This is a genomic window from Oerskovia rustica (genome assembly GCF_014836555.1).
Taxonomy (GTDB): Bacteria; Actinomycetota; Actinomycetes; order Actinomycetales; family Cellulomonadaceae; genus Oerskovia; species Oerskovia rustica.
Window position 1 is genome coordinate 76,913 of record NZ_JACSQQ010000008.1, and the last position, 21,742, is coordinate 98,654.

The 21,742-nt window shown below is 73.4% G+C and carries 20 protein-coding genes and 2 riboswitches; of the genes, 9 read left to right on the forward strand and 11 right to left on the reverse strand.

Going from position 1 to position 21,742, the window contains the following annotated elements; genetic code table 11:
• Nucleotides 1–45: 45 nt before the first annotated feature.
• On the reverse strand, nucleotides 46–2,229 hold the full coding sequence (locus H9652_RS06505; protein WP_191795526.1) for an acyl-CoA dehydrogenase family protein: 2,184 nt from the start codon (nucleotides 2,227–2,229) through the stop codon (nucleotides 46–48).
• Between the two features lie 38 nt (nucleotides 2,230–2,267).
• Nucleotides 2,268–2,951, reverse strand: coding sequence for a TetR/AcrR family transcriptional regulator (locus H9652_RS06510; protein WP_318244010.1), 684 nt, complete (start codon nucleotides 2,949–2,951; stop codon nucleotides 2,268–2,270).
• 323 nt (nucleotides 2,952–3,274) lie between these two features.
• Here H9652_RS06510 and H9652_RS06515 point away from each other — a divergent pair, with 323 nt between their 5' ends.
• The 3 genes from H9652_RS06515 to H9652_RS06525 are packed head-to-tail and all read left to right on the forward strand — an operon-like array spanning nucleotide 3,275 to nucleotide 7,094.
• Nucleotides 3,275–4,756 (forward strand): acetyl-CoA C-acetyltransferase, encoded by a 1,482-nt coding sequence (locus H9652_RS06515; RefSeq protein ID WP_191795528.1) that lies wholly within the window; start codon nucleotides 3,275–3,277, stop codon nucleotides 4,754–4,756.
• Nucleotides 4,757–4,767: 11 nt separating this feature from the next.
• On the forward strand, nucleotides 4,768–6,120 hold the full coding sequence (locus H9652_RS06520; protein WP_191795529.1) for a 3-oxoacyl-ACP reductase: 1,353 nt from the start codon (nucleotides 4,768–4,770) through the stop codon (nucleotides 6,118–6,120).
• Nucleotides 6,117–7,094 (forward strand): MaoC/PaaZ C-terminal domain-containing protein, encoded by a 978-nt coding sequence (locus tag H9652_RS06525; protein ID WP_191795530.1) that lies wholly within the window; start codon nucleotides 6,117–6,119, stop codon nucleotides 7,092–7,094. Before H9652_RS06520 ends, H9652_RS06525 begins: the two co-directional genes overlap by 4 nt.
• Nucleotides 7,095–7,179: 85 nt before the next feature.
• Here the strand turns inward: H9652_RS06525 and H9652_RS06530 are convergent, their stop codons facing one another.
• The 3 genes from H9652_RS06530 to H9652_RS06540 all read right to left on the reverse strand — a co-directional run bounded on the left by H9652_RS06530 (nucleotide 7,180) and on the right by H9652_RS06540 (nucleotide 11,619).
• Nucleotides 7,180–9,351: a CocE/NonD family hydrolase gene (locus H9652_RS06530; protein ID WP_191795531.1), complete on the reverse strand. Its 2,172-nt coding sequence runs from the start codon at nucleotides 9,349–9,351 to the stop codon at nucleotides 7,180–7,182.
• 49 nt (nucleotides 9,352–9,400) lie between these two features.
• Complete coding sequence (locus H9652_RS06535; protein WP_225227836.1) at nucleotides 9,401–10,894, reverse strand: peptide MFS transporter; 1,494 nt, start codon at nucleotides 10,892–10,894, stop codon at nucleotides 9,401–9,403.
• 104 nt (nucleotides 10,895–10,998) lie between these two features.
• Nucleotides 10,999–11,619 (reverse strand): GNAT family N-acetyltransferase, encoded by a 621-nt coding sequence (locus H9652_RS06540; RefSeq protein WP_191795532.1) that lies wholly within the window; start codon nucleotides 11,617–11,619, stop codon nucleotides 10,999–11,001.
• A 123-nt stretch (nucleotides 11,620–11,742) separates the two neighbouring features.
• Here H9652_RS06540 and H9652_RS06545 point away from each other — a divergent pair, with 123 nt between their 5' ends.
• Entirely contained in the window at nucleotides 11,743–11,919 is a 177-nt protein-coding gene (locus H9652_RS06545; RefSeq protein WP_138826384.1) for a CsbD family protein, read from the forward strand.
• Between the two features lie 77 nt (nucleotides 11,920–11,996).
• Here the strand turns inward: H9652_RS06545 and H9652_RS06550 are convergent, their stop codons facing one another.
• The 3 genes from H9652_RS06550 to H9652_RS06560 form a co-directional block, all read right to left on the reverse strand.
• Complete coding sequence (locus tag H9652_RS06550; RefSeq protein ID WP_318244011.1) at nucleotides 11,997–12,827, reverse strand: GNAT family N-acetyltransferase; 831 nt, start codon at nucleotides 12,825–12,827, stop codon at nucleotides 11,997–11,999.
• Nucleotides 12,828–12,908: 81 nt separating this feature from the next.
• Nucleotides 12,909–14,309, reverse strand: a complete 1,401-nt coding sequence (locus H9652_RS06555; protein ID WP_191795534.1) for an aminotransferase class V-fold PLP-dependent enzyme — start codon at nucleotides 14,307–14,309, stop codon at nucleotides 12,909–12,911.
• 41 nt (nucleotides 14,310–14,350) lie between these two features.
• Nucleotides 14,351–14,465: riboswitch (SAM riboswitch) on the reverse strand.
• Nucleotides 14,466–14,562: 97 nt separating this feature from the next.
• Nucleotides 14,563–15,369, reverse strand: coding sequence for a phosphotransferase enzyme family protein (locus H9652_RS06560; RefSeq protein ID WP_191795535.1), 807 nt, complete (start codon nucleotides 15,367–15,369; stop codon nucleotides 14,563–14,565).
• Between the two features lie 74 nt (nucleotides 15,370–15,443).
• Nucleotides 15,444–15,536, forward strand: a riboswitch (SAM riboswitch).
• 6 nt (nucleotides 15,537–15,542) lie between these two features.
• Here H9652_RS06560 and H9652_RS06565 point away from each other — a divergent pair.
• The 5 genes from H9652_RS06565 to H9652_RS06585 all read left to right on the forward strand — a co-directional run bounded on the left by H9652_RS06565 (nucleotide 15,543) and on the right by H9652_RS06585 (nucleotide 20,061).
• Nucleotides 15,543–16,007: a rhodanese-like domain-containing protein gene (locus tag H9652_RS06565; protein ID WP_191795536.1), complete on the forward strand. Its 465-nt coding sequence runs from the start codon at nucleotides 15,543–15,545 to the stop codon at nucleotides 16,005–16,007.
• Nucleotides 16,008–16,027: 20 nt separating this feature from the next.
• Complete coding sequence (locus H9652_RS06570) at nucleotides 16,028–17,290, forward strand: O-succinylhomoserine sulfhydrylase (protein WP_191795589.1); 1,263 nt, start codon at nucleotides 16,028–16,030, stop codon at nucleotides 17,288–17,290.
• A gap of 121 nt (nucleotides 17,291–17,411) precedes the next feature.
• Nucleotides 17,412–18,461 carry an LLM class flavin-dependent oxidoreductase gene (locus H9652_RS06575; RefSeq protein WP_191795537.1) on the forward strand — a complete coding sequence of 350 codons (1,050 nt, stop codon included), beginning with the start codon at nucleotides 17,412–17,414 and terminating at the stop codon, nucleotides 18,459–18,461.
• Nucleotides 18,462–18,528: 67 nt separating this feature from the next.
• Nucleotides 18,529–19,323 carry an MBL fold metallo-hydrolase gene (locus H9652_RS06580; protein ID WP_318244017.1) on the forward strand — a complete coding sequence of 265 codons (795 nt, stop codon included), beginning with the start codon at nucleotides 18,529–18,531 and terminating at the stop codon, nucleotides 19,321–19,323.
• A 66-nt stretch (nucleotides 19,324–19,389) separates the two neighbouring features.
• Nucleotides 19,390–20,061, forward strand: coding sequence for a DUF1345 domain-containing protein (locus H9652_RS06585; RefSeq protein ID WP_191795538.1), 672 nt, complete (start codon nucleotides 19,390–19,392; stop codon nucleotides 20,059–20,061).
• 10 nt (nucleotides 20,062–20,071) lie between these two features.
• On the opposite strand, the gene H9652_RS06590 is transcribed toward H9652_RS06585, so the two are convergent.
• The 3 genes from H9652_RS06590 to purS all read right to left on the reverse strand — a co-directional run bounded on the left by H9652_RS06590 (nucleotide 20,072) and on the right by purS (nucleotide 21,498).
• Nucleotides 20,072–20,353, reverse strand: coding sequence for a hypothetical protein (locus tag H9652_RS06590; RefSeq protein WP_030151039.1), 282 nt, complete (start codon nucleotides 20,351–20,353; stop codon nucleotides 20,072–20,074).
• Nucleotides 20,354–20,497: 144 nt separating this feature from the next.
• Nucleotides 20,498–21,226, reverse strand: a complete 729-nt coding sequence (gene purQ, locus H9652_RS06595; RefSeq protein ID WP_030151044.1) for a phosphoribosylformylglycinamidine synthase subunit PurQ — start codon at nucleotides 21,224–21,226, stop codon at nucleotides 20,498–20,500.
• Nucleotides 21,226–21,498 (reverse strand): phosphoribosylformylglycinamidine synthase subunit PurS, encoded by a 273-nt coding sequence (purS, locus tag H9652_RS06600; protein WP_030151045.1) that lies wholly within the window; start codon nucleotides 21,496–21,498, stop codon nucleotides 21,226–21,228. The genes purQ and purS overlap by 1 nt, the downstream gene beginning before the upstream one ends.
• Between the last annotated feature and the right edge of the window lie 244 nt (nucleotides 21,499–21,742).

Sequence of the window (21,742 nt, forward strand, 5' to 3'; positions counted from 1 at the left end):
GGGCCGGATGACGACCTCAACCCCGTGCTCGGCGCCGAAACGGCGTCAGCGCCTCGCGACCTTCGACCCGCCTCGTGCCGCCGCCTTCGCCGCGGCCTTCTCGCGGGCCTTGATCGACTTCTCGCTCACGGGCTCGTCGCCGCTCGCACGCAGCTGCCGGTAGTACTCGCGGGCCTCGTCCTGACGGACCTGCTCGGCCCCCGACGCGATCTTGGCGCGCAGGTGCTCGGGGCCGTAGCCCCAGGCGTCGACGAGGTCCTGCGCGTGCGGCCGCAGTCGGGCGACGAGGCGGTCCACGTACCCGCTGACGGTGCGCGCGCGCTGCGCCGACAGGCGCCCGTTGATGAGGTACCACGCGAGGTTGCGCTCGATGGTCGTGAGCCCGAACAGGTCGCGCACCCACGTGAGGACCTGGCGCGTGCCCGCGTCCTCGATCGTGTCGAGGGCCTGCGTGAACGCCTCCCAGTGCAGCAGGTCGGCGTGCGCCTTCGCCATCTCGATGAGCTCGTGCTGGTGCTCGTTGAAGAGCTCGGCGGCCTTCTCGGGCGTGGCCTTCTGGGCCGGGCGCAGGGCCGCGGCGACGTCGGCGACCATGGTCTCGACCCGGTCGGTCAGCAGGTCGCGCTGGTTGCCGACGTCCTTGAGGTGCCCGACGGCGCGGCGCGGGTCGCCCACGTCCGCGAGGGTCTGCGCGGCGCGCTTGAGCGGCGTGCGGTGCAGCGCGGCGTCGGCGGCCTGCTCGACGACGAACCGGGCCATCTGCCCGGGCGTGATGTCCTTGAACTCCTTGCCGTAGTCGGCCAGGAGCCGCTTGGCGACGAGCTGGAGCAGGACCGTGTTGTCACCCTCGAACGTGACGTAGACGTCCAGGTCGGCTCGCAGGCTCGTGAGCCGGTTCTCGGTGAGGAACCCGGCGCCGCCGCAGGCCTCGCGTGCCTCCTGCAGCGTGTCGAGCGCGAACCACGTGCTCATCGGCTTGAGCGAGGCCGCCATGGTCTCGAGGTCCTCGCGCGACTCGGGGGTGTCGTTCTCCCCCGAGAACACGGTGTCGAACAGGTCGAGCAGACGGTCGTGCGCGAAGTGCATCGCGTACGTCTGCGCGATGCGCGGGAGGAGACGGCGCTGGTGGGTGCCGTAGTCGAGGAGGACGACCTCGTCGACGGCCGACGCGCCGTTGAACTGGCGGCGCTGGTTGCCGTAGGTCACCGCGGTCGCGAGGCCCAGCTTCGACGCGGTGATCGCGGCACCGTCGAGCGAGACGCGGCCCTGGACGAGAGACCCGAGCATCGTGAAGAAGCGGCGCCCGGGGCTGTCGATCGGCGAGGTGTACGTGCCGTCCTCGGCGACCTGGCCGTAGCGGGCCAGGAGGTTCTCGCGCGGGACGCGGACGTGCGTGAAGTGCAGGCGCCCGTTGTCGATGCCGTTGAGCCCGCCCTTGAGCCCGTCGTCCTCCCCGCCGACGCCGGGCAAGAACGCACCGGCCCCTCCGTCAGCTGTGGTCTCGCGGATGGGCGCGTAGAACGCGTGGACGCCGTGGTTGACGCCGTTCGTCACGAGCTGCGCGAAGATGACCGCCGCGGTCCCGTTGACGGCCGCGTTGCCGAGGTAGTCCTTCCACGCCCCGCGGAACGGGGTGTGGACGACGAACTCCTGCGTCGCGACGTCGTACGTCGCGGTCGTCGCGATCGAGGCGACGTCCGAGCCGTGGCCCGTCTCGGTCATGGCGAACGCGCCGGGGACGGAGGCGTCCATCGCACCCGGCAGCAGGCGGTCCTGCTGCTCGGGCGTGCCGAGGTGCAGGATCGCCGACGCGAACAGACCCCACTGGACGCCCGCCTTGATCTGGAGCGAGGGGTCGGCGGCGACGAGCTCCTCGAACCCGGCGAGGTTGCCGCCCGCGTCGTCCTGCCCGCCGAGCCGCGTGGGGAACCCGCGGTGCACCTGCCCGATCTCGACGAGCGCCTTGACCTGGTCCATGACGCGCTCGCGGTGCTCGGTGAGCGAGAGTCCCTCGATGCGGTGGAAACGCTCCTCGCCGGCGGTCGCGCGAGCCTTGGCCCGCAGGTCCGCCCAACGGCCCAGGAGCTGGTGGGAGAGGTCGGCCACGTCGATGCGGACCTCGCCCGCAGGCATCGAGGGTGTGACGCCCGCGGCGGGGATCGACGTGGAGGCGGCTGCGCCGTCGCCGCGGGTGTCGCGGGCGGTGGTGCGGTCTGAGGTGGTGGTCATCGGGACTCCTGTGTGCCGGTGGTAGCCATGAGAGAGGTTCAGAGGTCGTCGGTCGAGGGGGCGGTGTCCTCCGCGGCGGGCGCTGCGCCCCGCCCGCGGGCCATGACCCCGACGGGTCCGCCCCACAGCCAGGCGGCGACGCGCTCGGTGAGCTCGTCACGGTCGGGGGCGTCGGGCCCGTCGTGGTTCCCGAGCCACCACTCGCCGGCGCCGCGCACGAAGCCGACGGCGCCCGCGGCCCACGCGGCGGCGTCGGCGGGGCTCACGTCGGTCGCGCGCGTGAAGGGCTGGGCGACGAGCTGGGTCACGGAGTCGAGGAACGCCGCGAGGGGCGCGGAGGCGGTGCGCGCCGTGCCGTCGGTGCCCGCGATCGCGCCCGTGCGGGTCACGAAGTAGTAGACGTTGGGCGAGCTCGCGATCATCTCGAGGTAGACGCCGACCATGGCGCGCAGCGCACGGCGCGGGGTCTCGGCGGACTCCGCGGCCTGGGTCAGGGCGTCGTGCATCTGTCCGACGACCGAGGCGCCGATCGCGATCTGCAGCCCCGTCTTGTCCTCGAAGTAGCGGTAGATGATCGACTTGGACGTGCCCGAGGCCGCCGCGATCTCGTCCATGGAGACCCCGGGTCCGCCCTTGTGGACGGCCTTGCGGGCCGCGTGCACGAGCTCGGCGCGACGGATGGCGCGGTGGTCGTCCCAGCGGGTCGAGCGGCCGTCGGTCACGGGGGCGGGGGGTGCGGTGCGTCCGGGGTCGCGAGAGAGCACGGCAGTGCGGGGTCTCCCGGCTCGTCCGTTCGTGTCGCCGTTGATCACGCAGTCCTCCAGTGGTGCCCGACGTCGGTGTCGTCCCTGGTCGTCCGTCCGGCGGTCCGCGAGTGGCCGGCCGGGCGGCGCCCCCTCGAGGCGGGGACCGCCGGGGCGCAGGGAGCGAGGGGTGTGACCCACCTCACGGTACCGAGAGTATCAGGTACTGTGGGTCTTGGACACCGCGTGGATCGCGCCCGCGGTCCCCACCCTCAGCAACGACGCGAGAGAGAGCAGGCGAAGTGGCCACCCCGAAGACACCCCAGACCACCACCCCCGGAACCGACGAGCGGCCGGACGCGCTGCCCGTCGAGCAGCCCGGGCGCACTCCCGCCCTTCGCGACGCCTACGTCCTGGGCGGCAACCGCATCCCGTTCGCCCGTGCGGGCGGCAAGTACACGGGAGCCAGCAACCAGGACATGTTCACGGCCGCCCTCGAAGGGCTCGTGGCACGCTACGGCCTCCAGGGCGAGCGCCTGGGCGAGGTCGTCGGCGGTGCCGTGCTCAAGCACTCGCGCGACTTCAACCTGATCCGTGAGTCCGTCCTCGGCTCGTCGCTCTCCCCGCAGACCCCCGCGTTCGACCTCCAGCAGGCGTGCGCCACGGGCCTCGAGGCCGTCGTGACCGTGTCCAACAAGATCCGGCTCGGGCAGATCGAGTCGGGCGTCGCGGGCGGCTCCGACACCGTGTCCGACGCGCCCGTCGCCGTGAGCGAAGGACTGCGCAAGGCGCTGCTCAAGGCCAGCCACGCCAAGACCCTGGGCGCTCGCCTCAAGGCCTTCGCAGCGGTGCGCCCGGGCGACCTGGCGCCGTCGACGCCCAGCACGGGAGAACCCCGCACGGGGCTGTCGATGGGCGAGCACCAGGCGATCACGACCGCGGCCTGGGGCATCAGCCGCGAGGCGCAGGACGAGGTCGCCCTGAACAGCCACCTGAACCTCGCCGCCGCTTGGAAGGCGGGGTTCTTCGACGACCTCGTGACCCCGTTCCGCGGTCTGACGCAGGACCAGAACATGCGCGCCGACTCGTCCGCCGAGAAGCTCGCGTCGCTCAAGCCGGTCTTCGGCAAGCACCTCACGCCGAGCGCACCCACGCACGGGGCGGCGGCGAGCGAGGCAGGAGGACCCGCTCTGCCGACAGGGCCCACGATGACCGCCGGCAACTCGACGCCCCTGACCGACGGCGCCTCCGTGGTCCTGCTCGGGTCGCGGGAGTGGGCCGCCGAGCACGACCTGGCCGTCCTCGCCCGGGTGGTCGACGCCGAGTCCGCCGCGGTCGACTTCGTGCACGGCCACGAGGGCCTGCTCATGGCCCCGGCGCACGCGGTCCCCCGCCTGCTCGCCCGCAACGGCCTGGCACTCGAGGACTTCGACTTCTACGAGATCCACGAGGCCTTCGCCTCGACCGTCCTGACGACCCTGGCCGCGTGGGAGGACGACGACTACTGCCGCACCGAGCTCGGCCTCGACGGCGCGTTCGGGTCGATCGACCGCTCTCGTCTGAACGTCCACGGGTCGTCGCTGGCCGCGGGGCACCCGTTCGCCGCGACCGGCGGGCGCATCGTCGCGACCGCCGCGAAGCTCGTGGCCGACAAGGCGCGCGAGACGGGCCGCCCGGCCCGCGCGCTCATCTCGATCTGCGCGGCCGGTGGCCTGGGCCTCGCCGCGATCCTCGAGAGCACCGCGAGCCCGGCCGTCACGCCCGCACAGAGCACCGAGAGCTGAGGGAGCCCACCATGACCGACAAGTACCTGTCCGCCGTGAACTCCGGCTTCACCAAGACCCTCGCCAAGAAGCTCGGTCTGCCCCGGCCCGCGGTCCTGCGCCGCTACCGCCCGGGCGACCCGCTCGTGCCCGGCCCGGTGCTCGTGATCGGCGAGCCCGGCTCGGCCAAGGACACGAACGCCGTCGCGCAAGCCCTGCTCGGGTGGGACCTCGACGTCCGGCAGAACGCCGGCGACGGGGAGACCCGCTGGGGGGCGATCGTGGTCGTCCTGACGGGCGCCACCAGCCCCGCAGACTTCTCGGCCCCCGTGCTCGAGCTCGGCGCGAACCTGCGCCGCCTCGCGCCGGGCGGGCGCGTCGTGACCGTCTCGCGTGCACCGGCCGACGACGACACGCCCCTGCTCGCCGCGACCCGCCAGGGCGTCGACGGGTTCCTGCGCTCGCTCGCCAAGGAGCTGCGCGCGGGCGCCACGGCCAACGGCATCCAGCTCACGGCCGATGCCGCACCGGACTCGACGTCGGCCCTGGCCACGCTGCGGTTCTTCCTGTCGGGCAGCTCGGCGTTCGTCGACGGGCAGCTCCTGCACGTGGGCCCGGCCGCGGCCGAGGCCACGACCGACTGGGACCGTCCCCTCGCGGGGCGCGTCGCGGTCGTGACGGGCGCGGCCCGCGGGATCGGCGCGGCCATCGCCCGCACGCTCGCACGCGACGGCGCGACGGTCGTCGTGGTCGACGTCCCCGCTGCGGGCGAGTCCCTCGCGAAGGTCGCCAACGAGATCAAGGGCACGGCCCTGCAGCTCGACGTGACGGCCGAGGACGCGGGAGCCCGCATCCTCGAGCACGCCCGGACCCGCCACGGCGGCCTGCACATCCTGGTCCACAACGCCGGGATCCTGCGCGACAAGCTGCTCGCCAACATGTCCCCCGACAAGTGGGACGCCGTGATCGCGGTCAACCTGCTCTCGCAGCTGCGGATCAACGAGTACCTGCTGGGCGCGAACGGCTTCTCGGAGGCCCCGCACATCGTCTCGCTCGCCTCGACGAGCGGCATCGCGGGCAACCGGGGCCAGACGAACTACGGTGCCTCCAAGGCCGGGGTCATCGGGCACACGCGGGCGACCGCGCGCCTCCTGGCCCCGCTCGGCGGCTCGGCCAACGCGGTCGCGCCCGGGTTCATCGAGACCGACATGACGGCCTCCATCCCGCTCGTCCAGCGCGAGATGGCGCGCCGCGTGTCCTCGCTCCAGCAGGGCGGTCAGCCCATCGACGTGGCCGAGGCCATCGCGTTCCTCGCGTCCCCCGCCGCGGCGGGCGTCAACGGCCAGGTGCTGCGCGTGTGCGGCCAGAGCCTGGTGGGCGCGTGACGGCCGCCGCGCAGGAGGCCCCCGAGCGCCGCAACCCGCGTCTCGTCACGCTGCCCACGCTGCCGGGGCTCGGCGGCCTGTACGCGAAGGGCGTGGCGTCGTCGGGCCGGATCGCCGTGACGCGCTCCCCCGTGGGGCGCGTCCTGCCCGGGCCGCGCGACGTCGTCCTGCCGGACGTCGTCTACCGCGTCGCCGACGTCCCGACCGCGGACGTGACCGAGCACCTGACCGCGTACCAGCGGCTGGTCGGCGAGCGCGTCGACGACACCCTGCCCGCCGGCTACCTGCACGTGCTCGCGTTCCCGCTCGCGACCGCGCTCATGGTCCGCGGCGACTTCCCGCTGCCGCTGCTGGGGCTGGTGCACGTGTCCAACGCGGTCTCGGTGCACCGGCCCGTGCGGGTCGGCGACGTGCTCGAGGTACGCGCGTCCGCCGAGAACCTGCGCGCGCACCGGCGCGGGGTCCAGGTGGACCTCGTGACCGAGGTGAGCACGGGCGGCGAGCTCGTGTACCGCGGTGTCTCGACGTACCTGGCCAAGGGCTTCCGGCTGCCGTCGGGCGAGGAGCCGCTCCCTGAGCAGACCGACGAGGTGCCCCGCGAGGACTTCGTGCCACCGTTCCCGACCGCACGCTGGGCGCTCGGCAGCGGGACGGGGCGCGCCTACGGCGCGATCTCCGGCGACCGCAACCCCATCCACACCTCGACCTTGGGCGCCAAGGCGTTCGGCTTCCCGCGGACCATCGCGCACGGCATGTACACGGCGGCCCGCGCGCTGGCCGAGGTCGGCGCCGCGCGCGGCGACGCCTACGACTGGACGGTCGAGTTCGAGAAGCCGGTCCTGCTCCCGGGCACGGTCCAGGTCGCGATCACCCGCACGCCCGACGACGCCGCTCACCCGGGCGGTTTCACGTACGTGGGGTGGAACGGGAAGAGCGGCAAGCGGCACCTCGGCGGGACGGTCACGCCGCGCTGAACGCTGCTCCTGCCGCTCGCCGAGAAGTGAGAAGACGCCCCTGGTCGGGTCAGATCAGGGGCGTCTGCTCACTTCTCGGCGGAGCTCACCCCGCGGTGCGCCGGATGCTGCGCCGCCACCGACGTTCGAACACCACGTCGTCGCCGTCACGTGCCACGACCTCGTCGTCGGTGTGGAAGTACTCGGCGTCGCACGTGATCTCCGAGCGCGTCACGATGCTCGCGTCCCACGCGAGGTCGGCCGGCGTGGCACCGGGTCGGCGCAGCCGCACCTTCCAGTCGGAGCGGGTGCGCGCGCTCAGCGGGTCGCGCCCGATCCAGTACCGCTCGAGCGCGTCCTCGGTGAACTCGAGCCCGTCGGGGTAGATGCGCGTCCCGCCGTACCGCGGGTCGACCTCGAGGAGCCACTCGTCGGCCGCGACGTCGCGCACGACGCGCCGCTCGGGTCGCTGGTCGGCGTCCTCCGGGTAGACGACCCCGAGCGGGGGCGCCTGCTCGGGCTCCTCGAAGGTGACGACCGGGTGCCCGCCGGGAGCCGCGCCGTCGTGCAGCGGGAGCTCGAGCGAGCTGCCCGCGGGCGCGACCGCGAGCGCCGCACCGCCCGGCTGCGGCCACACCCACGGCCAGTACGCCGACGAGACCGCGAGCCGGAGCCGGTGCCCGGGGGCGAGGGCGTACCCGACGCCGCTGAGCTCGAACGTCACGTCGCGCGTCGTACCGGGTTCCCAGGGGACGACGCGGTCGCGCCCCTCGCGGGCCGACAGGTTGAGCACGCCGCGGGTCACGAGCGTCGAGGAGCCGTCGGGGCCCACGTCGCACAACCGTGCCACGACCTGCCCCTTGTCGCCCGCGCACGACAGCCGCAGTCGGACCCGTGCCCGGCCCAGGATCTCGAGCCGCTGGGAGAGCGGGGCCGAGTCGAAGCACACGGACCGCCCGTCCTCCTCGCGCTGGTCGGGCGGCAGGTCCGCGTCGTTGCCGAACGGGAAGAAGCGCCCCGCGTCGATCCCGGTGTGCTGGGGAGAGGCCACGAGGCACGACGGCGGCACGTCCGCCGGGGCCCCCGGCTCGCCGCCCGCTGGGCCCGGGTGGGCGGGAAGGTGCGTGACGAGCGGGGCGGTCGTGCGCAGCACCCGGCCGAGGGCGTCGTCGGTGTCGTCCGTTCCGCCCGGCGCTCCCGCGAGCGGGAGGGCCGTGGGACGCACGTGCGGCGACGGCCACCGCTCCTCCCCGACCCAGCGGCCGGGCAGCTCGTCGTAGACCGTGGCGGGCGGCACGGACTCGGTGACCCATGCGCGCAGCGCCGGTTCGTCGAGGGCGCCCGTGTCCTCGTCCTTGAGGAACTGGTCCCACCAGCGCAGGGTCTCCTGGAGGAAGCCGATCGAGGGGCCCGGGGGCAGGCCGCGGTCGGGGTACTGGTGCGACCAGGGACCGACGATGCCCCGGACCGGACCGCCCAGGGCGCGGTCGCCGTCGGCCGCCTGGTCCCCTGCGGCGACGAGCCGCAGGACCGTGTCGCGGTAGGGGTCGTTCCACCCGCCGACCGCGAGCACCGCGGCCTTGATCGCCGAGTAGTCCTCGACGACGCTGCCGTGGCGCCAGTAGTCGTCGCGCACCTGGTGGTCGAGCCAGGTGTGGACGAACGGCTCGGTGTGCTCGAGGCGGTCGAGCCACTGCTCCTTCCACCGGTCGCCCACGACGGCCGGGTCCGGGGGCCGGGAGCAGAACGCGAGCATGGTCGCGGCCCACGCGTGCATGTCGACCGCAAGCACCGAGCCGCCCGTGTAGTGGACGTCGTTGTCGTAGCGGTCGTCGGTCGAGCACACCGTGACGATCGCGCGCAGCGCCTCGGGTGCGAGGGCCGCGACCTGCAGGGCGTTGAACCCTCCCCACGAGATGCCGAACATCCCGACCTTGCCGCTGCACCACTCCTGCGACGCGAGCCACTCGACGACCGCGACGCCGTCCGCGAGCTCGGTCGGGGAGTACTCGTCGTCCTGGTGCCCGTCCGAGTTCCCGCTGCCGCGGATGTCGACGCGCACCGACGCGTAGCCGTGGCCCGCGTAGTAGGGGTGACGCTGCGCGTCACGCGGGGCGGTCCAGTCGGACAGCCGGTAGGGCAGGTACTCCAGGATCGCGGGGACGGGCGCGGGGTCGACCGGTCGCCACACGCGCGCGGCGAGGCGCGTGCCGTCGGCGAGGGGTATCCAGTGGTCCTCGACCGTGGTCTCGAACGGGAGCTCGGTCACGTACCGCATGGTCGTTCCTCCGGTGCTGGGTCGATCGGGTGGTGCGGGTGGTGCTGGGTCAGTGGACGGGGTGCATGGTCCGCTTCATCCAGGGCGAGAGGATCAGGACGACGACCGCGACGAGCACGGCCACGGCCCCGTTGAGCGTGAAGTAGAGGCCGTCGGGGATCTCGCCGTAGAACCTGACGGTCTGCGCCTGGATGCCGTTGGCGAGCGCGATCGACAGGAACCACACGGCCATCGACTGGCTCGAGAACGCCGCGGGCGCGAGCTTGGTCGTCGCGGACAGGCCCGTCGTCTGCAGCAGCACGTCACCGAGGCCCAGCAGCAGGAGCGAGGCCAGGAGCCACCACACGGCGATCTTCCAGTCGCCGCTCTGCCCCGTCACGGCGGGCACGAGGACCAGGTAGGACAGCCCACCGAGGAGTGCGCCGATCGCGATCTTCTTGGAGGCGTGCGGCTGCCGCGGTCCGAGCCAGGTCCACAGCGCCGCGACCACGGGCGCGACGAGCACCTCGACGCCGCCGAGGAACGAGCTGAACCAGGCCGCGGGGGCCTCCCACCCGAAGATCGTGCGCTCGACGTGCTGGTCGGCCAGCAGGATCAGGACGCTGTACGCCTGGAACAGCACGAAGTTGAACGCGACCGACGCGAACCACAGCACGAGGAACGGGCGCAGCCTGCCGCGCTCCTCGCCAGTCACGCGCGGGCTGCGGAACATGACGGTGAAGTAGACGATCGGCGCGGCCATCGCGACCACGGTCAGCGCGTCGACGACGCCCGCGATGCTGAGTCGCCCCACGAGCGCGAGCCCGACGGCGAGGACCACCACCCCGGCCGCGACCCCTCCCAGGATCCACAGGGTCCGGCGCATCACGGCCGGCGGCAGGGGCGCCTCGGGGCCGCGCCCGTGCCCGGGGACGTGCTTGCGGCCCACGACGTACTGGACCACTCCGGCGGTCATGCCGATCGCGGCGGCCGAGAAGCCCCAGTGCCAGCCGACGTCGGCGCCGAGCCATCCCGTGACGAGGGGGCCGAAGAACGCGCCGACGTTGATGCCCATGTAGTAGAGCGCGAACCCGGCGTCCCGGCGCTCGTCGGTGGTCGAGTAGAGCTTGCCCACGAGCGTCGACACGTTGGGCTTGAGCAGGCCCGTGCCCAGGCTGATGAGGACCAGGCCGAGCCACGTCGAGAGCTCGGCGGGAATCGCCATGGTGTAGTGCCCGCACGCGATGAGGATGCCGCCCCACAGGACCGCGCGGTACGAGCCCAGGACCCGGTCCGCGATCCACCCGCCGCCGACCGAGACCAGGTAGACCATGGTCCCGTACCCGGCCGCGATCGAGGCCGCGGGCCCGGCGGCCATGCCGAGCCCGTCGTCCGCGACCGACGCGGTGAAGAACAGGACGAGGATCGCCTGCATCCCGAGGAAGGAGAACCGCTCCCAGACCTCGAGGCCGAACAGGGTCGAGAGGCCTCGGGGGTGCCCGAAGAAGGCTCTGTCGTCGGGGTCGACCGCGGGTCCTGCCGGTCGCGCGTCCTCGGTCGTCAACAGCCCTCCAGCGCTCGGTCAGCCCGTCGCAGGTCCGCGGAGGCATCCTTCCAACCTAAGGAGGTTCGGGCGAAGAGGCCACAGGGGCGCCTCAGGTCGGCCCGTCACCTCGCCCGCTGCGCGGTGCCCAGGCGATGCAGCCGCTCCAGCAGCCCGTCGCGGACCCCCGGCCACTCGTCCGCGAGGATCGAGAAGTAGGCGGTGTCGCCGCGCGACCCGTCGGGCGCGACGCGGTGGCTGCGCAGCACCCCCTCGGGTACGGCCCCGAGGCGCCGGATCGCCGCGATGGACCGCGCGTTGCGCGCGTCGGCCCGCAGCGCGACGCGCTCGACGTCGAGCACCTCGAACGCGTGCCGCAGCAGCAGGTACTTGCACGCCGGGTTGGTCACGCCGCCCCACCAGGGGCGGTCGTAGAAGGTCGATCCGAGCTCGACGCGCCGCTGGGCGGGCGACCACTCGTAGAGCGAGGTGCTGCCGCGGACGCACGTGGCGCCGTCGGGCGCGGACCCCCGAGCCACCGGCCCGACGACGGCCCACGCCAGGCGCCCCGGCGCCGCCACCGCCTCGCGCACGTAGGCGGACATCGCTGACGTACCGCGCGGCGTAGGCGATGACATCCCCGCCCACAGGGCGTCGTCGACGAACGCGCCGAGCGCGGGCGCGTGCTGCGCGGCGAGCGGCTCGAGCCGCAGCCCGAACCCTTCCAGGACGACGTCGTTCTCCATCCGGTCATCCTGCCCGACCAGTTGTGAAGGTCTCGTGGACCGCCCGTCACCCGAGATGCGAGTCCCCGCGACCCCTGCCTACGGTCGTCGGGAAGCAGCCACCACCACCGAGGGAGGAACCCCATGGGACTGGGAGACAAGATCAAGCACGGTGCCGAAGAGGCCAAGGGCAAGGTCAAGGAAGGCGCCGGCAAGGCGACCGGCAACGAGCGCCTCGAGGCCGAGGGCCACGCTGACCAGGCGAAGGCCAACGTCAAGCAGGCCGGCGACGACGTCAAGGACGCCTTCAAGAAGGACTGACGCCCCGACGAGGACCGCCCCGGGACCCGCTTGTGGGCCCCGGGGCGGTGCTGTGGACAGGGTGGACGCGGCGAAGGTCAGAGCGCGATGACCGGGGGCAGGTCGGGGACCGCGGCGAGGTCGCCCGGGCCGGCCGCGACCACGACGTCGAAGCCCCCTCCGAGCGGGACCTCGCCGACGGGCGGCACCACGGTGAGGACCGGCGGCCCCACAGGCACCGCGGCACCGAGCGCCCCGGCATCGGGCTCCCCGGCATCGGTCAGCCCGACCGGGCCGAGCACGGGCACGATGCGCGGGCTCGCGATGCGGTCGAGCAGGCCGAGCTCGACGCCCGCCCACTCGTGCGCCAGGATCGAGAAGCACACCGAGTCGGCACGGGTCCCGTCGGGCGCCGTGCGATGACCCCGCATGACGCCCTCCTCGTAGGCGCCGAGGCGACGCATCGCGGCGAGCGAGCGCGCGTTGCGCGCGTCCACCCGGAACCCCACGCGGTGCACGTCCCACGACTCGAACGCATGTCGGAGCAGCAACCATTTCGAGACCGGGTTGACGAGGCTCCCCCACGTGGAACGGGCGTAGAAGGTCCGCCCGATCTCCACGCGCCTGTCGTCGAGCGACAGGTCACGGAAAGCGGTGCTCCCCACCACGAGACCCGAGCCCGCGTCGACGACGGCGAAGGCCGTCAGCGCGCGGGTGGCGCGGGTGTCCTCGATGAAGTTCACCATCCCGACCTCCCCCTCGGGGAGGGTCGTACTCATGCCTGCCCACATCGACGGATCGACGATCTGGGCCAGCGCACCGGCGTGCGCGACAGCCAGGGGTTCGAGGCGGAACCCGTGGCCTTCTAGGTGGACATCGTGCTGCACAGCGCATATCAGAACACACGCAGGCGTCGCCGCCAAGACCACGGAGCGGTCGTTCGTGAACGACGAGGTGACGCCCCGGTGAACGTTGCGCTCCAGGCAACGTCTTCGCAGGTCAGAGGGTACTCACGCGGGGGCTGGTCCGCAGCCCACGGCGGCCGTGATGTTGCCTGCGGCGGCCGTCGCGAACAGGCCCGAGAGCCCCGCGACCTGCAGGAGCGGACGCGGGTCGTCGCTCACGACCCAGCAGCCGTCCACGACCTCGTACCGGGCCTTGGCCCCCTCGCTCACCCAGGTGCGCAGCGCGGTGACGAGACGGTCGATCTCCTCGCCCGTGGTGCCCACCCCGATCGACGCCCGGATCGCCCCGGCCGGGAAGCCCAGCCGGGCCAGGAGCGGGTGCGCGCAGAAGCGGCCGTCGCGCACGCCGATGCCGTGCTCGGCCGACAGGTAGGCCGCGACCAGCCCCGCGTCCGAGCCGTCGACCGAGAACGTCACGACCCCCACCGGGTCGACGGCGTCGGCCCAGGCCCGCACGACGCGCACGCCGTCGATCGCCTCCAGCCCCTCGACGAGTCGGGCCCGCAGCTCGGTCTCGTGCGCGACGAGCTCGCCGGGCTCGAGGGCCGCGAGCGCGTCGCACGCCGAGGCGAGCGCGACCGCGCCGATCACGTTGGGCGACCCGGCCTCGTGCCGTGCCGGGGCGCTCTGCCACGTGGTGCCGTCGAGCGTCACGTTGCGCACCGCCCCGCCACCGGCGAGGTAGGGCGTGCCGGAGTCGAGCCAGTCGCGGCGCCCGACGAGAGCGCCCGCACCGAACGGCGCGTACGTCTTGTGCCCCGAGAACGCGACGTAGTCCACGTCGCTCGCGGCGAGCGAGACGCCCCGGTGCGGGACGAGCTGGGCGCCGTCGAGCAGGACGCGCGCGCCGGCGTCGTGCGCCGCGGCCCCGCCCGCGGCGAGCGGCCGCGACTCGCCCGTGCCGTTCGCCGCCCCCGTGACCGCGACGAGCGCGTACGGGAAGCGGGCGAGCTCGGCGCGCAGGCCCGACAGGGTCTCGGCGACCGTCGCTCCACCGACGAGGACCGTGGCCCCGCCCGTGCGCTGCCAGGGCAGGAGGTTCGCGTGGTGCTCGACGTCGAGGACGAGCACGCGCCCCGGCGAGCCGTCCGCCTGGACCGGGACGCAGCCCGCGAGGAGGTTGAGGGAGTCCGTGGTGTTGCGCGTGACGATCGTGACGTCGTCCTCGCGCGCGCCGACGAACGCGCCGATGGTCTGGCGGGCGGCCTCGTAGAGGGCCGTCGACACCTGGGAGAGGTAGCCCGCGCCGCGGTGCACGCTCGCGTACAGCGGCAGGACCTCGTTCACCCGGTCGGCCACGACCTGGAGCGCCGGGGCCGAGGCCGCGACGTCGAGGTTCGCGTACGGGACGCTCCGCCCGTCGACGAGGGGGACCAGGGTGTCGCTGCCCACGACGGGCAGCACGGCACACGAGGTGGGTGCTTCGATGACTGCGTGTGCGCTCATGGCACGTCCTCCGGTGGTCGTCGGAGTTCGCCGTGCCGGCCCCTCCGCGCTTGCCCCCCTCCAGATAGAGAGGGACCTGGTCGTCACCCGGGGCACCCCACCGCGGAGGAGGGTTGCCGGCCAGCAAACCGGGGTTTTGCGCTGGCACTCATGACCTGGTGTCCAGGATGGTCGAGGCCCGCAGAGCGTGTCAACCGGTGGGCACCGCGTCTCGGATGGTGGTCAGTGCGGTCTGTCAGGCGGGCGGGCCGGCTCAGCGGGGCGACGCGTCCGCGAGTGCCTGGACACGTCGCGCGTCGGCCCGGTACATGGTCGCGTGCGCCCGGAAGTCGTCGCGTCCGGTCGCGGCCGCACGCTCGTCCGTGAACGCCGCGAGCTCGTCGAGGCGAGCGACCACGACGGTCAGGACCTCGCGACGCGAGTACGGCATCCCGTACGCGCAGACCAGGGTGTCGAGCCGCGCCAACGGGTCCAAGCGCCCGACGGCGTCGCCCCCCTCCCCCTCCGCGGCATCCGCCACGAGGGGCGCGAGCCGGTAGCCCAGGTAGGTCAGGTCCCAGATCCGGGGGCCGGGGCTCGCGGTGTCGAAGTCGATGAGCCCGACCACGACCCCGTCGCGGAAGACCAGGTTGTACGGGGCGACGTCGTTGTGGCACACGACCTCGGCGGGCTCGTGCGGTGCGGTCTGCCAGACGGATGGCGCGGGCGCACCGCCCGCGGCGAGGAACCCGACGCTCGCGTCGTGCACGCGCCGCAGCAGCGCGCCCGCGTCACGGAGCACCGACTCGTCCCAGACCCACTCGGGCAGCGGGTAGTGCGCGACGTCACCGGTGAGGAAGGACAGCACCTCGCGGCCCTGGTCGTCGGTCCCCAGCGGCTCGGGCACCTCGGTGACGCCCTGTGCTAGCAGGTGCCGCAGGAGCGCCTGGACCGTGGGCGTCCAGGGCCCTGCGGTCCGCCGGACGGTTTCACCGCGCCGCACCACGGTCGTCGAGTTCCCTCCGGCCAGGAGCTCCTCGGCCTGGTCGGGCGCGCGGTCCGGTTCGGGGAGGTGGCTCATGGGCAGGAACCTAGCCCGACCACCCTGCGAGACACCTGTTCTTTTCCGTGGTCACGGTGGCGTACGATCCGACGCAACCATCCAGAGCGGCTGAGTGACTTGGCACGATGACGCCGCAGCAACCCCCCGGTGACGGGCGAGGGTGCTACCGCCACGACCGATGGAGGATCACCATGAGTGCCCCCGACCGCGCGACCGCTGCCCCGGTCCCCGATGCCCGGCCCGCCGACGGCTACGCCGGCGACATCACGCCCCAGCAGGCGTGGGCCCTTCTCCAGAGCGACCCGAGCGCCGTCCTCGTGGACGTCCGCACCGACGCCGAGTGGCGCTTCGTCGGGATCCCCGATCTTGCCTCGACGGGCCGTGAGCCCGTCCTGACCCAGTGGGTCGACGTCACGGGCCGCCCCAACGCGGCGTTCGTCGCGGAGCTCACCGCGGCCGGGTTGAGCCCTGAGCGTCCGGTCGTCTTCCTGTGCCGCTCGGGAGCCCGCTCGATCGGCGCGGCCAAGGCCGCGACCGCCGCGGGGCTGGGTCCCGCGTACAACGTCCTCGAGGGCTTCGAGGGAGCGCTCGACGACGCCGGTCACCGTGGCTCCGACGGCTGGCGCGCCGCGGGCCTGCCCTGGACGCAGTCGTGAGCGCCGCGACCGGGGACGGCGTGCTCCGCATCCCCGCCGGCATCCCGGGCGGCTCGGGGCGAGGCCCGCTCCCCCGCTCGGTCCGCCCCGACACGCTCGCCGTGCGCGGCGGCCACGCCCGCACCAACTTCGAGGAGACGAGCGAAGCGCTCTTCCTCACGCAGGGCTACGTGTACGGGAGCGCCGCCGAGGCCGAGGCCGCGTTCACGGGCGAGGTCGACCGCTTCATCTACTCGCGCTACGGCAACCCGACCGTGCACACGTTCGAGGAGCGGCTGCGCCTCATCGAGGGGGCCGAGGCCTGCTACGCCACGGCGTCGGGCATGTCTGCGGTCTTCACGTCCCTCGCGGCGCTGGTCGGGGCCGGGTCGCGCATCGTCGCGGCCCGCGCGCTGTTCGGCTCGTCGCTCGTGATCTTCGACGAGATCTTCGCCAAGTGGGGCGTGCGCACCGACTACGTCGACGGACACGTCCTCTCCCAGTGGGAGGAGGCGCTGTCGACCCCCGCGGACGTCGTCTTCTTCGAGACCCCGTCCAACCCCATGCAGGACGTGATCGACGTGCGCCACGTGAGCGACCTCGCGCACGCCGCGGGTGCCGTCGTCGTGCTCGACAACGTGTTCGCGACCCCCGTGCTGCAGAAGCCGCTCGAGCTCGGCGCCGACGTCGTCGTGTACTCGGCGACCAAGCACATCGACGGGCAGGGCCGCGTGCTGGGCGGCGCGATCCTGGGCTCCGAGGAGTACGTCAAGGGCCCCGTCCAGACCTTCATCCGCAACACCGGCCCCTCGCTCAGTGCGTTCAACGCGTGGGTCCTCGTCAAGGGGCTCGAGACCCTGTCGGTGCGCGTCAAGGCGCAGAACGCCTCGGCCCTCCACGTCGCGACCGCGCTCGAGGAGCTGCCCGGCATCACGGCCGTGCGCTACCCGTTCCTCGCCTCGCACCCCCAGGTCGAGCTCGCCAAGGCCCAGCAGAGCGGCGGCGGGACGGTCGTCACGTTCAACCTCGACGTGCCCGGCGCCGACGACCCGCACACCGACCCCGAGCTCCTCAAGAAGCGCACGTTCCAGTTCCTCGACGCCCTGCGGGTCGTGGACATCTCCAACAACCTGGGTGACGCCAAGTCGCTCATCACGCACCCGGCGACCACGACGCACCGCAAGCTGGGTCCGGAGGGGCGTGCCGCCGTCGGGATCGCGGAGACGACCGTGCGCCTGTCGATCGGCCTCGAGGACCCGCTCGACCTGATCGAGGACGTCGAGCAGGCGCTCGCCGCACGCTAGGCCCTCGGCCGCGCGCTGGGTGCGGAGTACGTGTCGCCGGAGCGAGTGATCGACGACACCCGCTCCGCACCCAGCGGCTGCGCAGGAATACCCCAGCCGTATCCCGGGGTTGCACCTGGCGATGACTACCTCGCCGCGCCTCTCCGTCCTCGACCTCGTCCCCGTCCGCTCGGGACAGTCCTCCGCCCAGGCCATCGCCGCCTCCCTGGACCTCGTGCGCCTCGCCGACCGTCTCGGCTTCACGCGCTACTGGTTCGCCGAGCACCACAACATGCCCGCGGTCGCGGCGTCGGCACCGCCCGTCATGATCTCGGCGGCCGCCGCGGTGAGCGAGCGGATCCGCGTCGGGTCGGGCGGCGTGATGCTGCCCAACCACGCGCCGCTCGTCGTCGCCGAGCAGTTCGCGGTCCTGGAGGCCATGGCCCCGGGGCGCGTCGACCTGGGCATCGGGCGCGCGCCCGGCAGCGACCCGGTCGTCACCGCCCTGCTGCGCAGCAGCGGCCCGACGTCCGACGTCGACCGCTTTCCCCAGCACGTCCAGGACATCCGCTCGCTCATGAGTGCCGAGGGCGCTTCGGTCCGCCTCACGACCGGTCAGGTCTACGACGTCCACGCGACCCCGGCCGCCGAGTCGGTGCCGACCGTGTGGCTGCTCGGGTCGAGCGACTACTCCGCGCGCCTGGCGGCCGAGCTCGGCCTGCCGTACGTGTTCGCCAACCACTTCTCGGGCGCCGGCATCGACGAGATCCTCGCCCTCTACCGCGACGGCTACCGCCCGTCGGCCGAGCACCCGACGCCGGAGACGTTCCTGACGGTCAACGTGTCGGTCGCCCCGACGCTCGACGAAGCCCGCGCCCGCGCTCTGCCGCAGGCCCGCATGATGGCCCGCCTGCGCTCGGGCAAGCCGCTGGGCGCACAGGAGAGCGTCGAGGACGCCGCGTCCACGCCGCTCGACGGGCTCACGTCCCAGATGGCCGACGAGATGCTCGACCGCTGGATCGTCGACGAGCCGCAGGCCGCGGCCCGCCGCGTGCGCGAGCTCGCCACCCGGCACGGCGTCGACGAGGTCATGATCGTGCCCGTCGCAGGCTCGCGCGCGGACGAGTCCCTCGACGCGACCCCCGGCCGCACGCAGACGATCGAGCTCCTCGCGGCCGCGCTCCAGGACTGACGGCCGTCCCGTGACCCCACCCGGCGACGACCGCACCCGACGGCCCGCCCACGCGGCGTCGTCGGGCGTGCCCGTGCGGGTCACGGGCCTGGCCTCGGTGCTGCTCGCACCCAACCCCGGTCCCATGACGCTCGACGGGACCAGGTCGTACGTCCTGGCCGCACCGGGGGCCCGCACGCGCGTGGTCGTCGACCCGGGGCCCGACGACGTCGCTCACCTCACCGCCCTGGCCGACGGCCCGCGCGTCGAGGTCGTGCTGATCACGCACCGTCACGCCGACCACACCGCAGGAGCGGCACGCTTCGCCGAGCTCACGGGCGCGCCGGTCCGCGCCGCGGACCCGGCGCACTGCCACCCGGCCCGTTCCCGCGAGGCGACCCCGTTGCGAGGCGGCGAGACGATCCACGCGGCCGGGCTGCGGATCGAGGTCCTCGCGACTCCCGGGCACACGGGCGACTCGACGAGCTTCCACCTCCCCGACGACGGACCGCACGGCAGCGTGCTCACGGGCGACACGGTCCTTGGTCGCGGCACCACGGTCATCGCCGAGCCCGACGGATCGCTCCGCGACTACCTCACGAGCCTCGACGCGCTCGAGTCGATCGGTGCCACGACGGTCCTGCCTGCCCACGGCCCGCACCTGGGTGACCTGTCCGCCGTCGTGCGGACGTACCGCGAGCACAGGGCAGGCAGGCTCGCCCAGGTGCGCACGGCGCTCGGGGACCGAGCGGGCGACCCGGTCACGGAGGCGCTCGTCGACGACGTGACCGCCTCGGTCTACGGCGACGTCGTCCCCGGTCTGCTCTCCGCAGCACGGCAGAGCGTCCGGGCACAGCTCCGGTACCTCGCCGAAGGGGCGTAGCCGCAGACACCCCGGGACGAGTCCGGCCGACGCGCCGGGCCGCGCGGCCGGTGGTTGACTGACCGCGTGACGCCCTCCGGACCCGACCTGCCCTCCGACCCCGTCCCCCGCGACCGGCTCGGGCCCGGCCCCGGGTGGCGCCTGGCGGCCGGGGTCCTGGTCGGGGTGGCGGTCGGGACCTGGCTCGGTTCGCAGGGCTACCTGCGGTTCGCGGTCCTCGCGGGGTGGAGCGTCGCCGCCCTGCTGTTCGTCGTGTGGACCTGGGCCGTCATCGCGCCCATGGACGCCCGGGTGACCGCGAGCCATGCCACGCGCGAGGAACCGTCACGGCGGGTGGCGCACCTGTTCATCCTGGCGGCGGCGGTCGTGAGCCTCGTCGGGGTCGGGCTCCTGCTGCTCGCGTCTCCCGCCGACAAGAGCGCGCAGGCGCTCACCGCGGTGTTCGCCGTGGGGAGCGTCGCGATCTCGTGGGCGGCCGTCCACACCCTGTTCGGGCTGGCCTACGCGCGGCAGTACTACACGGGCGTCGACGGTGGCATCGACTTCAACCAGGCCGAGCCGCCCCGATACCTCGACTTCATGTACGTGGCGTTCACGGTCGGCATGAGCTTCGCGATCTCCGACACCAACGTGACGTCGGGCGCGATCCGCCGGACCGCACTGGGGCACGCCCTGCTGTCCTACATGTTCGGGACCGTGATCATCGGCGCCGTCGTCAACCTGGTCGCGGGGCTCTGACCCCGTCGTCTCACCGGCTCCGGCGGGTCAGGAGGCTCGACACGAGCGCCGCGACCGCGGCCACCGCGGTGACGAGGAAGAGTGCGAGGGCAACCCTCAGCGGGGTGTACGCGATGCGCTCGGTCATCTCGCCCGTCGGGCCGAACCAGCCCCAGTCCGCGACCACGGCCTCGATGCGCGAGCCGATCGCCCCCACCCGGCCCGGCGCCGCGCCGAGCATCCCGGTCACCCACGCGACGCAGTCGATCACATGGGCGCCGAACACGGAGGAACCGGACAAGAGGGTGAGCACCGGACCAGGGTAACGGGTCGGGCGGCCAGGCAGCGGGTGATATCGCGGACGGACGTACCCGCGATGCGCGACGGCGGCGCTCACCTCGGGAGGTGAGCGCCGCCGTCGGGCAGTGCGAAAATGTCGCGCGGGGCGACGGGGTTCTCAGGCCTGGACGAGCGTGCTCAGCACCGAGGTGAAGAAGCCCAGCCCGTCCGTGCCCGCGCGCGGGCCGGACTCGTTCGCGGGGCCGAACCCGGCCTCGACCGCGTGCTCGGGGTGCGGCATGAGGCCCACGACGTTGCCCGCCGCGTTCGAGATGCCCGCGATGTTGCGGCGCGAACCGTTGGGGTTCCAGCCCTCGTAGCGGAAGACGACACGCCCCTCGGCCTCGAGCTCGTCGAGCGTGCGCTCGTCGGCGACGAACTGGCCGTCCTGGTTCTTGAGCGGCACCGTGATGCGCTGGCCCGCGGTGTAGTCGCGCGTCCAGGCGGTGTCGGCGTTCTCGACGACCATGGTCTGCTCGCGGCAGATGAACGCGAGGTGGTCGTTCTTGATCATCGAGCCGGGCAGCAGGTGCGCCTCGGTGAGGATCTGGAAGCCGTTGCAGATGCCCAGGACGGGCAGGCCACCCTTGGCCGCGTCGACGAGCGAGTCCATGACGGGCGCGAAGCGACTGATCGCCCCGGCGCGCAGGTAGTCGCCGTACGAGAAGCCGCCCGGGAGCACGACCGCGTCGACCCCGTGCAGGTCCGCGTCCGCGTGCCACAGGGACACGGGCTCACCGCCGGCCAGGCGCACCGCCCGCGCCGCGTCGCGGTCGTCGAGCGTGCCGGGGAACGTGATGACACCGATCCGGGCCGTGGCCAGGCCGGTCGCTGCGGGGGCGCTCATCAGGCGCTCTCCCCGCCCAGCTCGGCCGTCAGCTCGGCGACGAGGACGACGTCCTCGATGACCGGGTTCGACAGAACCTTCTCGCCGGCCTCGCGGGCCGCGGCGAGCACCTCGGGGGTGACGTCGCCCTCGACCTCGAGCTCGAACCGCTTGCCCTGGCGCACGCCGGTGAACTGGGTGAAGCCCAGGCGCGGGAGCGCCCCGACGACGGCCTTGCCCTGCGGGTCCAGGATCTCGGGCTTGGGCATGACCTCGACGACTACGCGTCCCACAGGAGCTCCTCGGGAAGTTGGTCCGGCCGGCTCGGCTCGGACAGGTCCGCACGAGGCTCGGGGCGCGCCGCGAGGGCGGCGACGAGGTCGCACGGATCTCGGTGGGTGGGGATTCCGGGGCCAGTTTACCCGGGCCGCGCACGGGGCCGGGTCGCGTCTCAGGCGTCGGTCGGGGCGGGGCTTCCTGGGTGCCGAGAACCAGGTCGTGGCCGTTCTGCGCGCCTCGGCGACCTCGACCTCGTTC